Source organism: uncultured Actinomyces sp., assembly GCF_963526355.1.
Lineage (GTDB): Bacteria > Actinomycetota > Actinomycetes > Actinomycetales > Actinomycetaceae > Actinomyces.
Genome location: NZ_CAUROW010000002.1, coordinates 58,916 through 73,756, shown reverse-complemented (window position 1 = coordinate 73,756; position 14,841 = coordinate 58,916). Strand labels below are relative to the sequence as shown.

Below are 14,841 nucleotides of genomic sequence, written 5' to 3'. Positions count from 1 at the left end.
GACAGTGGCATCGACGAGCTCTCAGCGGATCCCCGGCCGCGAGGTCACGGTCATGGGTCTGGAGACCGAGTACGGCATCCTCGGTGCTGAGCCCGAGGACGTCGTGGCGGCCTGTCTGGAGGCCGAGAGCGAGCAGGGGCGCTGCCCGGGTGTGCGCTGGGACTACTCGGGGGAGTACCCCCTGCGTGACGCCCGCGGTTTCGAGGTGGACCGCTCAGCGGTCGATCCTTCCATGCTCACCGACGTCTCGGGAGCCGCATCCGTCGAGGGCCCCGTCCCCGGGCGCCTGCGCACCACCGTCGTTGCGCGCCTGACCGCCCAGGAGGAGGCCTGGCAGCGCGGCACCGCCACCTGCCTGTCCAGTGGCGGGCGCCTCTATGTGGACCACGGCCACCCCGAGTACGCCACCCCCGAGTGCACCGGGGCCGCGCAGGCCACCCTGGCTGACCGGGCCGGGGACCTCCTGGTGGCCCGGGGGGCCGAGCTACTGCGCCGTCATGGCTCGGCGGCCCGCCTGTTCAAGAACAACGTCGATGGCAAGGGTGCCACCTACGGCACCCACGAGAACTACCTCGTGCCCCGTTCGATCGACTTCGACGACCTTGTCCAGGCCCTCGTGCCCCTGCTCGTGGTGCGCCCGCTCCTGGTCGGCTCCGGCCGGGTCGGCACTGGCGCCGTCTCCCAGGACGCCGCTTTCCAGATCAGTCAGAGGGCCGACTACCTCGAGAAGGTCGTGGGACTGGGAACCACGGTGGACCGTCCCCTGGTCAACACCCGCGACGAGCCCCACTCCGACCCCGAGCGCTGGCGGCGCCTCCACCTGGTGCCTGGTGACGCCAACTGCTTCGACACGATGACCTGGCTCAAGCTCGGCATGACCTCCCTGGTCCTCCAGGTCCTGGCCGACTGCGTCCCGGCCTCCTGGCGTCGCCTGCGCCTGGCCGACCCGGTGGCCCAGGCCCGGGAGGTATCCCGCGACACCCGCCTTCGCGGCGCCCTCGAGCTCGCCGACGGACGGCGCCTGAGCGCCCTGGAGATCCTGGAGCAGTACCTCGAGACGGTGCGCGGCCACCTGAAGGGCCAGGGGCGTCCCGCGCCGGCGCCGGCGGGCGACCCCCTGAACCCGGACCTGGCTGCGCTGGCCGACGGCTCCGACATCGGCGGAGCCGAGACCGGTGCGATCCTCGCCTTCTGGCAGGCCTCGTTGCGCGAGCTCGAGACCCTGCGCGCCGGGGGTGACGAGGCGGGAGGCCCGGGGGACTCGGAAGGTCCCGCAGGGCACCTGGAGTGGGTCGCCAAGAAGCAGCTCCTGGACGCCACCGCCCGCCGCCACCCCGATGCGCGCGGGCGCGACGTCCTCCACTCCGTCGACCTGGCCTGGTCCGAGCTGTCCCCGGCCGGGCGAGGCCTGTCCGAGCGGGTACCGGCCGGCGTCGTCGCCAGGAGCGGGCTCGGCGACCAGATGCTGGAGGCCGCTCTGAGCGAGCCGCCCACCACGACCCGGGCCTGGCTACGCGGTAGGCTCGTGGGTGCCTTCCCCGGCCAGGTGGTGGCCGCCGGCTGGCACTCCATGGTGCTGGAGACCGGTGAGAAGGATCAGCGTCGTCTGCCCCTGACCGACCCCTTGTCCTTCACCCGCGCCATCGCGTCCCCGGCACTCGAGGGCACCACCGACGTCGTCGAGGTCCTGACGCGCCTCACGGGTGAGCGTCTCGGCCATCCAGAACCGGGCACCGGACCCGTAACTACACCCGCCACCCTGTCAGGAGAGCAGACATGAGTGAGTTCGCCCAGCCTTCCCGCAGTCGCCAGGACGACCCCGCCCCCGACGATGACCCGACGCCCGCCCCCGCCGGGCCTGCACGGGGCCAGGGCCTGGACTCGGTCCTGGACATGATCGACGACGTCCTGGCCGTCGACGCCCAGGAGTTCGTGCGAGGCTTCGTCCAGAAGGGCGGCCAGTGAGCACCAGTGCCCCGGGGCCGCGCGTCACCGGCCTGGAGACCGAGTTCGGTGTCCTGTGCGCCTCTGTGGGACAGACCGGTGAGGCGCAGGGCACCCTGCCGGACGTGGAGCAGGCGGCGGCGCTCATCTTCCGCCACCGGCCCACCGGATACCGCAGCACCAACCTCTTCCTGCCCAACGGCGGGCGCCTCTACCTCGACATCGGCGCCCACCCCGAGTACGCCACCGCTGAGTGCGTGCGCGTGCGCGACCTCGTGGCCCAGGACCAGGCCGGGCGCGAGATCCTGGCCGGCATGGCGGAGCGCGCCGCCGCGGGCCTCGCCCAGAAGGGGATTTCCGCCCGCATCCACCTGCTGGCCAACAACACCGACTCCGCCGGCCACACCTACGGCTGCCACGAGAGCTACTCCGTGCCCCGCCACCTGCTCGACGACGCGCCCGGGACTCAGGGCGCCGATGCTGGGCGAGGTGAAGCCACCATGGCGGTGCTCACCTCCTTCCTGGCCACCCGCCCCGTGCTGGTCGGCTCCGGGAGACCACTGGAGTCGGCCGCTGCCGGCAGTGCCTCGGACGGTCAGGGGCCGGAAGGCGAGGACGCCTCCTGGGGCCTGTCACCGCGCGCCCCGCACCTCAAGGCCCTGGCCTCGGCCGACACCACCGGTCAACGGGCCCTGGTCAACACCCGCGACGAGCCCCACGCCGACGCCACCCGCCTGCGCCGCCTGCACGTCACCTGCGCCGACACCACCATGGCTGAGCCGACGACGGGACTGCGCAGCGCCCTGACCCTTCTGCTCCTGGACGCCCTCGAGGCCGGGTGGGACTTCACCGACCTCGTCCTGGCCGACCCGCTGGCCACACTGTCCGCGCTGGGGGAGAGCCCCTGGGGCGATGTCCCGGCCGTCACCGTCGACGGCCGCCGCCTGAGCGCCGTCGACCTTCAGGAGGCCTTCCTGGAACGCCTCACCTCCTACCTGGACGAGGTCGGAGTGCCGGACTTCCTCCGTGGTGCTGAGCACCTACTGACAGACCTGGCCCCGCGCGTCATCTCCTCGCTGCGCAACCATGACGACGGCTCCATCGACACCGAGATCGACTGGGCGATTAAGCGCCGCCTCATGAGCGCCCAGCGCGAGCGCCACCCCGAGCTTGCGGGGGAGGTGCTGGACGCGCTGCGCTCGCGGGTCGACCTGGCCTACCACGACCTCAACGCCGAGACCGGGCTGGCCCCACGCCTGGTTGCCCAGGGGGCCATGGTGCGCCTGTGCGAGCCTGCAGAGATCGAGCGCGCCCACCACATGCCCCCGGCAACACGCGCAGCCCTGCGCGGAGCATTCGTGGCGGCCTGCCTGGAGGTGGGCGCCGACTTCTCGGTGACCTGGGAGAGCCTGCGCCTGGACTCACCGCCCGCCGCGCCGATCGACCTACCCGACCCCCTGGCGACCGTGAACGACGCCGCCCAGTCCCTGACCCAACAGGTGCGGCGCCTGCGCCCTGAGGAGATGCACCGCATCAACCTCGTGGGACGCGGAGGCCTGGGGGCCCCGGGCTAGGCTCCTTCGTCCGCCGCGCCGGACTCCGCCATCGTCAACCCACCATCCGGTTTTCCCGTCTTTTCAACGGTTAGTTCTGTGTGCCCTAGTGCTGCTCAGCGCCGGTTCGGCCCTTGCGGGAACCACTAAGGAGGAGTAGAAACTTAGGCGTGCCTCACCAAAGCTGGTGGGGAGCTGATGAGTCAAGGAGCCGGTATGGCCAACACAGTCAGTTCAGCCAGAACAGCCGAGAACAGCCCAGCCGGCCGCAGTGACGGCCGGGCGAGGAGTATCACCTCACCGCGCAACCTCATCAACGTGGGAGTCTTCACCGCCCTGTACTTCATCGCCCTGTTCGGCTCCGGGATGCTCGGGGCGATCCATCCGATCATGATCTTCGTCGGAGGGATCATCGGTGTCATCGTGGAAGCGATTATCTGCATGCTGTACGTGTCCCGGACGCGGGCCATGGGTGCCTACACCATCCTGGGTCTCATCATCGGCATCCTCATGGTCGTCACCGGACACGCCTGGGTCACGCCGCTGGTCGCGACCGTCCTGGGACTCGCCGCTGACGCCATCACTCGTGCCGGCGGATACGACAGAACCATCACTAACGCCCTGGGATTCGCCGTCTTCTCCATGTGGGCCATCAGCCCGATCCTGCCGGTGATATGGGCTTCAGAGGCTTATTTCGCCCACATCCGCGAGTCCATGGGGGACACGTACGCCAGTGATCTCCAGGCGCTGATCAGCCCGATGTTCCTCCTGGTGTGGATGCTCGTCATCGCGCTCCTTGCCTACGTCAGCGCCCTGCTGGGAATGAGGGTGCTGCGCAAGCACTTCAAGCGAGCGGGCGTTGCCTGAGCATGCGGCGCACGCGACCCCGGGGGTCCAACGTTTCTGCGATGGGCGTGGAGGAGTCCCCGGCCTCACCGCAGGAGCTCGCTCGAGAGGGCTGCTCTGTCCTGGATGCCGCCTTTGGGGGACGTCCCCGCCCCAGGGGTGCCGCTGCTCCTCGTGTCCACGCCGATCCGCGCAGCAAGTTCATCCTGCTGCTCGTGTGCAACGTGCTGGTCATGGGCATGGCCTCCAACCGCGCCGTTGGACTCATCGCCGTTCTGGTGGGCGTGCTCATCGCCCTGGACGAGCCGGTGCGCGTGCTCATCAGCTACTCCGCCATCACCGCAGTGTTCTGGGGGCTCACCCAGCTGCCCCTGTGGTGGCCTTCCGGGGTCGCGGTCTTCTGTGGGGTCGTCGCCTACTGGCTGCTGCGCTTTGCCATCTCACTGTCGCTGGGGGCCTGGTTCGTCACCACCGCCCGCGTCAGCACCCTGCTGGCGGCGCTCAACCAGCTGCGCGCGCCACGGTTCCTCACCATCCCGTTGGCAGTCCTCTTCCGCTTCGTGCCGGTGGCCCTCGATGAGGCCAGGGGCGTCATGGAGGCCATGCGGCTGCGCGGCTACAGCGGCTCCTACCTGTGGCGCCACCCGCTGGACGGCATCGAGAAGCTCGTCGTCCCGGTCCTGGCCGCCTCGGCTCGCAGTGCCGATGACCTGTCGGCCGCAGCCCTCATCCGGGGCCTGGGCAGCGGTGGTCGCCCCACCGTTGTCGACCGCCTGCGTTTCGGGGCTGCCGATGCCGTGCTCCTCGCGCTCAGCGCCGGCCTGGTGGTCCTGGCGCTGCAACCCGTCTGGGGGAGGTGACGATGACGCCCTCCCACGATTCTCGCCTTCATCTTCGTGGCGTCTCCTACGCCTATCCCACCGGCCAGCGGGTCCTCGACGACATCGACCTGGACATCGCACCCGGAAGCCTCACCCTCGTGTGCGGGGCCTCGGGATCTGGCAAGTCCACCATGCTGAGGCTGCTCAACGGGCTCATCCCGCACTTCCACGACGGTAAGCTCACTGGCCGGGTCCTCATCGACGACCAGGAGGTCTCCTCCGTCCCGATCGAGCGCTCCGGTCTGCGCACCGCCACGGTCTTCCAGAATCCCGCCTCTCAGTTCTTCACCACCACCGTCTCCGACGAGCTCGCCTTCGCGCCCCAGAACTACCAGGTGCCCGCGCAGGAGATCCGGCGACGCCGAGCCGATGCCCTGGAGGAGCTGGGCATCACGGACCTGGCCGGTCGGGACCTGCGCGGCCTGTCCGGCGGACAGACCCAGAAGGTCGCCTGCGCCCAGGCCCTGGCCCAGCGGACCCCCGTCATCCTCCTGGACGAGCCCACCTCCAACCTGGATCCGAGCGCGATCGACGATGTGCGCGCAACCATTGAACGACTCAAGACCGCCGGGCGGACCCTCGTGGTGGCCGAGCACCGCATCTACTTCCTGCGCGGCCTCGTCGATGAGGCCGTCATCATGGGGCAAGGGCGCGTCCTGCACCGGATGACGGGCGAGGAGCTGTGGCGGATCGGTCAGGCACGGCGCAAGGAGCTGGGCCTGCGCACCTTGGAGCGGCCCCGGCTGGCCACGAGCCCCGTACCCGTTGCGGCCCTGGCTGGCCACGCGGATGGGGCGGCCGACGACGCGGTGAGCGGCGTCGAGCGTCCCTCCCGCGCGACCGGTGGCACACTCCGGGCTGAGCCTGACGAGGTTCCGGAAGAACCGCGAAAGGAAGACCTGCGTATTGAGAATCTCAAGGTCGAGCGCGGTGGCCGCCTTATCCTCGACATCCCCGAGCTCACCTTCCCAGCCGGTGCGATCACCGGCGTCATAGGGGCCAACGGGATCGGGAAGACGACCCTGGCGCGAGCCGTCTGCGGTCTGCAACGCACCCGCCGGGGCGCACGCGTCTCCTGTGGCGGCAAGGATCTCACCGCCGGCCAGGCCTTCCTCGTCATGCAGGACGTCCACCGCCAGCTCTTCGCCGAGTCGGTCTCCCAGGAGGCCAGCTTCCCGCAGCTGACACGTCTCGACCTGGCTGACCTGGCCGACCGTCACCCACTCTCTCTCAGCGGCGGGCAGAAGCAGCGGCTCGTCATCGCCACCGCGATCGACCAGGACGCCCGCGTCGTCATCCTGGACGAGCCCACCTCCGGCGTTGACCACCGCCACCTCGTGGCTATCGCCGCCGAGCTGCGGGACCTGGCTCGCGAAGGGCGCGTCGTCATCGTCATCAGCCACGACATCGAGTTCCTCAACGAGTGCGCCGACTACGTCGTCGAGATTGAAGGAAAACTCACCAGAGAACAATAATGATAATGATTTGCAAATGCGGTGGCGTCCGAGTAGACGTGAGGTCGTCGCGCTGCCCCGTCTGGTACCGCCCGGCTCGGCGTCTGTGCGTGACGCCCGACCGCTCTCACCATGATCTGCAAGAAACTTACAAGGAGAAGACATGAGCACCACCAACCGCCCAACGGCGCCCGCCGGGCAGGAACGCACCGTGCGCACGTCGTCACGCTCGGGCCTGGCCGACTCCGCGCTCGGAACCCGCAACCTCATGACGATCGCGGCCCTGGCCGTGGTCTCGATGATCCTCCTGGTGCCCCTGAACTACCTGGCCCCGGCGGCGGGAGCCTCCCGAGACGCAGTTCTCCTGGGCTGCGCGATCATGGGACTGTGGCTCGTTCCTTTCCTGCTGCCCGCCACCGTCGTGCGCCGCCCCGGCGCCGTGATGATCGCGGCCCTTCTCATGGGGATCATGAGTGTCTTCACCACTCCGACGGGTCCCGCCGCCATCGTCGGCACCCTCATCGGCGGAGCCTTCGTCGAGACGCCCCTCGCCCTCATGCTCTACCGGAAGTGGACCTGGTGGTCCTTCCTGATCTCGGCGACGACCTTCGGCCTGCTCAACGGCATCATGTACGTCTCCGTCATGAGCGCCTCGGCGGGCATCGCCTCGGCGAGTGCCGGCGTCATCATCGCCGTGGTCTCGGCACTTGTCGGTGGTGTCATCACCATCGTCCTGACCCGGCTGCTCAACCGCGCCGGCGTCGGCATCGACCACCGCGTGACCGGCCGTGCCTGAGTCGACGCTCGCCGTGTCCGACGCGCCGGCGGTGGAACAGCCGCATGGCGGGCCGGAAGGATCGGCCCTGGTGAGGATCGAGGGGCTCAGTGTCCACTACCTCGGACGCGAGAGCTGGGTCCTGGACTCAGTGAGCCTCACCCACCTGCGCGGTCGGGTCACAGCCGTCATCGGTCCGTCGGGCTGCGGCAAGACCACGCTGGTGCGTGCCCTGTGCGGTCTCATCCCGCACTGCCTGCCCTCGGAGTACTCCGGCAGCCTGAGCCTGGACGGCACCGAGGTCGCAGACGCCACTGTCCAGACCCTGGCCGAGACCGTCGCCTACGTCGGTCAGAGCCCCGACGCCGCTGTCGTCACCCGCAGAGTCCATGACGACGTCGCCTTCCCCCTGCAGAATCTCTGCCTGTCCCGGACCGAGATCTCCTCACGGGTCCATGAGGCCCTGCGCAGGGTGGGACTGATCGAGCGTATCTGGGACGACCCCTGGACGCTTTCAGGTGGACAGCGTCAGCGGCTTGCCGTCGCCGTCGCCCTGGCCATGCACCCCCGGCTCCTCGTCCTCGACGAGCCCACCAGCACCATCGATACCACCGGCCGCGAGGAGTTCTACGACCTCATTTCCTCTCTGACAGCCTCCGGCACGGCGGTCGTCGTCATCGACCACGACCTCGACCCGGTGCTACCCATCGTCGACCAGGTCCTGGCTCTCGATACCGTCGGAGGCATCATCGCCGTCGGCACCCCGCGTGAGGTCTTCATGGGGCACCGCGGTGAGCTGACCGACGCCGGCGTATGGATGCCCCGGGCGCTGCGCGACGCCGAGGACGGCCTGCCCGCGAGCTCTTCCGCACCTGAGGCACCACTGACCTGCGCCGAAGCCGGAGTCCGAGTGCCGCGGCTCGCTGATCTGTGTGCGGACGTCGAGGTGCGCTACCTGGAAAAACAGATGCGGGACTCCGCTGAGAGCTGGCAGCAGGTTGAGTCCATCGACACTCGCGACGCGCTCGCCGGCCGCACCCGGCCGGAGCCCAGAACCAGTGTCGAGCTGGTCGACCTTGAGGTGCCGGGGCGCTCGCCCAGCGTGTCCATGCGACTGGGGGGCGGAGAGCTCGTGGGGCTGGTCGGCCCCAACGGCGCGGGCAAGTCCTCGATCCTGTCCGCCCTGGCCGGCCTCGTGCGCTCCACCGCACGCAAGGCGGTGGTCGGTGGCCGGGACGTCGGCAAGGGCAGGCACCCGGTCGGATACGTCTTCCAGAACCCCGAGCACCAGTTCGTGGCCACCACCGTCGGAGCCGAGCTCGCCGTCGGAGGCACGCCGCCGGAGCGGGTCAACCAGCTCCTCGAGCAGTTCCACCTCGTTGCTCACCGGGACCACCACCCCCTGACCCTCTCGGGCGGCCAGGCCCGGAGGCTGTCGGTGGCCACCATGGTCAGCGAGGAGCGCGACGTCGTCGTCCTGGACGAGCCCACCTACGGGCAGGACTGGGACAACACCTGCGAGCTCATGGACTTCATCGACCAGCTACGAGACCAGGGGCGCACGGTCATCATGGCCACACACGACCTCGAGCTCGCCCTGGAGCACTGCACCCACATCATCGCCCTGCCGGGGCCGACGGCGCGAACCGGAACGGGCCCGGACCCGGCGCACAAGGTCGCCTCGGCCGACGACGCCGGTCAGACGGCGAGGACAGTCGATGCCGAGGCGGATGCCTCGCCCTCCGGATCGCTCGGTCTTCCTGCGGTCCCGCCCAGGCCCCAGCCGCGGCGAGGCCTGTTCACCTCCCTCAACCCCCTCACCCTCTTCCTGGCGGTTGTGCCCGCCATGGTGATGGTCTTCGCTCTGCGCAACCACCACCTCAACCTGGGCCTGATGCTGACCTCCTCGCTCCTCGTCGTGGCCGCGCGCGCCTCCCTGCGGCGCACCATCGCCTCGGTGATCGCCCCCTGGGCCGCCACTGCGCTCTTGATCTGGATCCTCAGCGCAGGGTACCGCCAAGAGAATGCAGTGACTCTCTACGACCTGGGTGACGCGGTGACAGGAGGTACCAGCATCGGCGCGCTTGTCGCACTCGTCCTCGTCTCAGGGGTCTCCACCGACCCCGAGGCCCTCATCCGGACCCTGACCACGACCTTCCACATGCCTTACCGCCTGGGGGCGGCGGGTACCGCGGCCATCGCTTTCATCACCCGCTTCCATGACGACTTTGTCCTTCTGCGCACCGCCAGGGCACTGCGTGGAATCGGAAGGCGCTGGGGGCTGCTGGCCCCCGTGGTCCGCTGGATCGGATCATTCCTGCCGCTGATGATCCTGGCCATCCAGCACGCCGAGCGCGTCGCCCTGTCCATGGACTCGCGCGCCTTCGGTGCCCATCGGCAACGCACCGAGATGACCGACGAACCCTTGAGAGCGCGCGACTGGAGCGTCGTCGTGCTCACCTGGACGCTGGTCGCCATCACCTGGAACACACTCCGCTGAGGAGAGCACCATGCCCAACCGACCGATTCACCAGACGACTCACCAGACGACGAAACGCTTCACCGAGGAGCCAACCGACCGCCCCGAAGAACCCGAAGAAGTTGGTGACACCGGCGGCGCTGGGCATCCCGGCGTCACCATCGGTGAGCTCATCCGGCCCGCCCGCCCGGCTATGATCGTCTCCGGCCTGTTGACCGCAGTCGGAGCCCTGATGTCCATCGTCCCCTTCGAGGCCCTGCGCAACATGGCGGCCATATGGCTGGGGGAGACCTCGCCGGAGGGCTGGCGGGGCAGCCTGTGGGTGTGGGCGGCCATCGCCGTCGTCGCCCTCTTCCTCTCCCAGGCCCTGTACCTGGCCGGCCTCGGGGTCACCCACCTGGCCGAGGCCAGGCTGCGTCGCCACCTGCGCCAGCGGATCGTTGACGCCATCAGCCATTTGCCCCTGGGACGGGTGGCGCAGATCCCGCACGGCACCATCCGCAAGATGGTCTGCGACGACACCTCCGCCATCCACACCCTCGTGGCCCACGTCCCCGGGGACGCCACCAACGCCGTCGTCATGGCGGCGGCCGGCACGGCCTACCTGTTGTGGACCGACTGGCGCCTGGCCTGCGCGCTGGTGGGGCTGTGGGCGCTTGCCCTGGTGGTGATGGCCATGGCCCTGTTCGGCGTCTCCGACATCACCGAGCGCTTCGGTGCCGCCCAGACGGCGCTGGCCGCCGCAACCGTTGAGATGCTTGAGGGCATCAAGGAGATCAAGGGGTTTCAGGCCACAGACGCCTCCCGCACCCGCTTCAGCCAGGCGCGCACCGAGTTCTCCAGGCTGTCATACGAGTGGGTGAGCAAGTCCGGCAAGGCCATCAGCGTCATGGGTGCGCTCCTGCGTTCCTCCACGGTCTTTGTGACCGTCGCGGTGCTGGCCGTCCTGTTCACCGCCCAGGGGTGGACGCCGCTGTCAGCGACCCTGCCCTTCTTCCTGGTGGCCCTGGGGCTGCCGGAGGGACTCATGACTCTCATCGGTCTGACGCAGCACATGTACGAGTCCAGGCTGGCCGCTCAGGCCACCGCCGGTCTGCTCTCCCAGCCGCCGATGCCCGAGGGAACCCACGACGACGGTGAGGGGCCCGCTCCCGGGCGCGTCGACGTCGAGGACGTCACCTTCTCCTACGAGGCGGGCTCTGCGGTCCTGCACGGAGTGTCCTTCACCGCCGAGCCGGGAACCGTGACGGCGCTCGTCGGCCCCTCCGGCGGAGGCAAGTCGACCCTGGCCCGCCTCATCGCCCGCTTCTACGACGTCGACGACGGCGCCGTGCGCGTCAGCGGCGTCGACGTGCGTGAGGCGACCTTCCCCTGGCTGCTCTCGCGCGTGGCGATCGTCCTGCAGGACGTGGCCCTGTCCCATGAGTCCGTCCACGACAACATCGCCCTGGGACGTCCCGGTGCCACCCGGGAGCAGGTCGAGGCGGCCGCCCGGGCGGCCTGCATCCACGAGCGCATCACACGCCTGCCCCACGGCTACGACACGGTCCTAGACGACGAGGGCGGATTCCTCTCCGGGGGAGAGCGCCAGCGCGTCACCCTGGCGCGCGCCTACCTCCAGGACGCCCCGGTCCTCGTCCTGGACGAGGCCACCGCTCAGGCCGATCCCGCCTCCGAACGAGACATTCACCGGGCCCTGTCCCAGCTGGCGGCCGGACGGACCGTCATCATCATCGCCCACCGCCTGTCCACCATCCGTGACGCCGACCAGATCCTCGTCGTCGACGCCGGACGCATCACCGAGCGTGGCACGCATGAGGACCTCCTGGCCGCCGGCGGCCGCTACGCCGCCATGTGGAGCAGCCAGGACCTGAGCGAGGAGACCGACGCCGCCGCGCTGACCGCCCCGGCCGAACAGCTCGGAGCCGAGGCCGCCGGGCAGGAGGAGAAGTAGCCATGTGGAAGCTGCTGACACGAATCGTCAACGCCGCCGAGATCCGGGTCATCACCGCCTGGTTCGCGGCCTCCGCCGTCCTTCAGGGCCTCACCCTGGCTCTCATGATCCCCTTCCTGCGCGCCCTCTACTCGCGCTCGGAGTCGCTGACCGGTTGGCTGATCGCAGTCGTGCTCATGGGGGTGATCACTGCCGCAGTGGACACCACGGCCATGCACCGCTCCTACCGGGTCAGTGTCTTCGAGGTCTGCGACACGATGATCGACCGCATTGCCGAGCACGTCCTGACCCTGCCCCTGGGCTGGTTCAGCGCCGAGCGGGAGGCCGTGGTCGTCAACGCCACCTCCAGGGAGGTCAACACCCTCTCCCACCTGGCCTCCATGGTGATCCCACACCTGTGCAACGCCTTCATCGTGCCGCTGGTCATGCTGGGGGCCACGGCCATCGTCGAGTGGCCCCTGGCGCTCATCATGGCCGCCACCATCATCCCTCTGGCCCTCGTGTTGCGCCTCATGGGGGCCGCTACCACCCGTGCCAATGAGATGGAGGACCGCACCGCGACCGTCGCCGCCGGACGCCTCGTGGAATTCGCCCGCCTTCAGCCGGTGCTGCGCGCCACCGGCGTCACCGAGACTGGCTGGGCGCCGGTGCGCGCCGCCCTGGAGGCCGACTCCGAGTCCACTCTCGAAGGTCTGAGGGTCAAGGGCAGGCCCGGCCAGTACTTCAACCTCATCGTCAATGTCGCTTTCGCGCTGGTCATGGCGGTCGGCCTGTCACGCGTGAGCGGGCACCGGCTCGACGTCGTCGGATATCTCGCGATCATGACGGTCACCGCGCGCACGCTCCTGCCCCTGACCAAGGCTGCTCTGTACGTCTCCGAGGCGGACAACGCGAAGGTTGCTCTGCGGGTCGTGGGGGACATCCTCGACGCGCGTCCCCTGCCCGACCCCGAGCCCGGCCAGGAGATCGAGCCCCAGGGAACCACGATCTCCCTGAACGACGTCACCTTCTCCTACGACGAGGGCCGCCCCGTCCTGGCCGGCGTCTCCCTGACCGCGCCCCAGGGGAGAGTGACCGCCCTGGTGGGCCCGTCGGGGGCGGGCAAGTCCACGATCCTGCGCCTGGCCGCCCGGTTCTGGGACGTCGACGACGGGACCGTCACCATCGGTGGGGCGCCGGTTCGCTCCATGCGCGCCTCGACGATCATGGGCATGACCTCCATGGTCTTCCAGGACGTCTACCTGTTCGACACCACGATCCGGGAGAACCTGCGCATCGCCCGACCCGAGGCCACCGACGCCGAGCTGGCCGAGGCCGCCCGGCGCGCCCGCCTGGACCGCGTCATCGAGGCGCTGCCGCACGGGTGGGACACGCAGGTCGGTCCCGGTGGGCTGAGTCTGTCCGGTGGGGAGCGTCAGCGCGTCGCCATCGCCCGCGCCTTCGTCAAGGACGCACCGATCCTCCTGCTCGACGAGATCACCTCGGCCCTGGACGGGGAGAACGAGTCCGCCATCACCGAGGTGGTGCGCGAGCTCTCCCGAGGCCGCACCGTCATCGTGGTGGCCCACCGCCTGTCCACCGTCCGCCAGGCCGACGAGGTCGTCTTCCTCGAACCGAGCCAGGCCGGTGCCCGCGTGGCCCAGCAAGGCTCGCCCCAGGAGCTGGCTGCCGTCCCCGGGCCCTTCCGCGAGTTCATCGAGGCCTCCACGGCCTCCTCGCGCTGGCACATCCGTCAGGGGTGACGCGGGGCCGCCTCAGGTAAGACGAGTATGGTGGGCAGACGCGGCCCCGTACCGGTTGGTATGGGGCCGCGTTTCTGTTGTTATGAGAGCCTTCAAAGTCCTATGAAACCTCCTGTCAATACTGAGTGGTATGTTTGATACCATCCGGTACGGGTCGGTCTGATGGTCGATCGGGTGCTCGGATCCAGGTAGTTGAACGAAAGGAGGGGGTCATGGCCGATGTACTAGCCATTGAGGACCTTCACAAGCACTTCGGAAGCGGGGCGCACGCGGTGAGAGCCAACGCCGGCGTCACCATGCAGGTGGGTGCCGGCGAGGTGGTCGGGCTCCTCGGGCACAACGGCGCGGGCAAGACCACGCTGGTCAACCAGGTGGTGGGGCTGCTGCGTCCGACCTCCGGGAGCATCAGACTCGACGGCGTCGACGCCGTTGCCGACCCCGCTCTCGCCCGCCGTCTCACCAACGTCCAGGCACAGGCCAATGTCCCCATCACGGGGCTCGCTCCTCTGACGGCCATCGACCTCGTGGGGCGCCTGCGAGGAGGCTGTCCGCGTCAGACGCGCAGACGCGCCGAGGAGCTCATCGATGCCCTCGACCTGGGGGAGTGGGCCACGACTCCCGCGCAGAAGATCTCCGGTGGCATTGCCCGTCTGACGGCCTTCGCCATGTGTGCCGTCGTCCCCGGGCACCTGGTCATCCTCGACGAGCCCACCAATGACGTCGACCCAGTACGCCGTCGCCTGCTGTGGGACCAGATCCGCCTCCTGGCCGATGCTGGATCCGCGGTCCTCCTCGTGACCCACAACGTGCGGGAGGCCGAACGGGCAGTCGACCGCCTCACCATCCTGGACCACGGTCACGTCATTGCTGAGGGAACTCCCGCAGCGCTCGTGGCCGGCCACGGATCGTCCTTCGTCCTGGAGGTCAGTCGAGCTCCAGGCCGGCGGATCGAGCCTCCCGCGGGAATGAGCCTGACGCAGCACGATGCCGTGCGCGCATCCGTGGCAGTGGACTCTCACTGTACGACCCAGGCCGTGGAGTGGGCCGCTCACGCCCTCCAGGACGGAGCGATCGAGCGTTACGAGCTGGCACCGGTCTCACTGGAGGACGTCTACGTGGACCTCACCGGGAGTACGGGGGAGGAGGTGCGCCGTCATGCCGCCTGAAGCGTGTGAATCCGCGGGAGGCCCGGATCGTCCCGATGATTCGCGTC

General features: G+C 69.3%; 11 protein-coding genes. All 11 read left to right on the top strand.

All coding sequences use genetic code 11. The features are described from left to right. Positions 1–4 precede the first annotated feature (4 nt). The 11 genes from RWR81_RS01475 (at position 5) to RWR81_RS01425 (ending at position 14,794) form a co-directional block, all read left to right on the top strand. Positions 5–1,780 (top strand): proteasome accessory factor PafA2 family protein, encoded by a 1,776-nt coding sequence (locus RWR81_RS01475; RefSeq protein WP_314453361.1) that lies wholly within the window; start codon positions 5–7, stop codon positions 1,778–1,780. Beyond that, entirely contained in the window at positions 1,777–1,965 is a 189-nt protein-coding gene (locus tag RWR81_RS01470) for a ubiquitin-like protein Pup (RefSeq protein ID WP_003786115.1), read from the top strand. Before RWR81_RS01475 ends, RWR81_RS01470 begins: the two co-directional genes overlap by 4 nt. Continuing rightward, complete coding sequence (locus tag RWR81_RS01465; protein WP_314453358.1) at positions 1,962–3,518, top strand: proteasome accessory factor PafA2 family protein; 1,557 nt, start codon at positions 1,962–1,964, stop codon at positions 3,516–3,518. Before RWR81_RS01470 ends, RWR81_RS01465 begins: the two co-directional genes overlap by 4 nt. A gap of 195 nt (positions 3,519–3,713) precedes the next feature. Then, positions 3,714–4,364, top strand: a complete 651-nt coding sequence (locus tag RWR81_RS01460; protein WP_314453355.1) for an MptD family putative ECF transporter S component — start codon at positions 3,714–3,716, stop codon at positions 4,362–4,364. 41 nt (positions 4,365–4,405) lie between these two features. After that, positions 4,406–5,203, top strand: a complete 798-nt coding sequence (locus RWR81_RS01455) for an energy-coupling factor transporter transmembrane component T (RefSeq protein ID WP_314453352.1) — start codon at positions 4,406–4,408, stop codon at positions 5,201–5,203. 2 nt (positions 5,204–5,205) lie between these two features. Then, positions 5,206–6,699 carry an ABC transporter ATP-binding protein gene (locus RWR81_RS01450; protein ID WP_314453347.1) on the top strand — a complete coding sequence of 498 codons (1,494 nt, stop codon included), beginning with the start codon at positions 5,206–5,208 and terminating at the stop codon, positions 6,697–6,699. Positions 6,700–6,841: 142 nt separating this feature from the next. Further along, a complete protein-coding gene (locus RWR81_RS01445; protein WP_314453344.1) occupies positions 6,842–7,474 on the top strand; it encodes an ECF transporter S component in 633 nt (210 codons plus the stop codon). Between the two features lie 70 nt (positions 7,475–7,544). Then, the gene (locus RWR81_RS01440) at positions 7,545–9,953 is read left to right on the top strand and encodes an ATP-binding cassette domain-containing protein (protein ID WP_314453486.1); all 2,409 of its coding nucleotides are present in this window, start codon (positions 7,545–7,547) and stop codon (positions 9,951–9,953) included. A 172-nt stretch (positions 9,954–10,125) separates the two neighbouring features. Further along, positions 10,126–11,886, top strand: coding sequence for an ABC transporter ATP-binding protein (locus RWR81_RS01435; RefSeq protein ID WP_314453483.1), 1,761 nt, complete (start codon positions 10,126–10,128; stop codon positions 11,884–11,886). A 2-nt stretch (positions 11,887–11,888) separates the two neighbouring features. Beyond that, positions 11,889–13,628, top strand: a complete 1,740-nt coding sequence (locus tag RWR81_RS01430; protein ID WP_314453343.1) for an ABC transporter ATP-binding protein — start codon at positions 11,889–11,891, stop codon at positions 13,626–13,628. Positions 13,629–13,840: 212 nt separating this feature from the next. After that, positions 13,841–14,794 (top strand): ABC transporter ATP-binding protein, encoded by a 954-nt coding sequence (locus RWR81_RS01425; RefSeq protein ID WP_314453340.1) that lies wholly within the window; start codon positions 13,841–13,843, stop codon positions 14,792–14,794. Positions 14,795–14,841 lie beyond the last annotated feature (47 nt).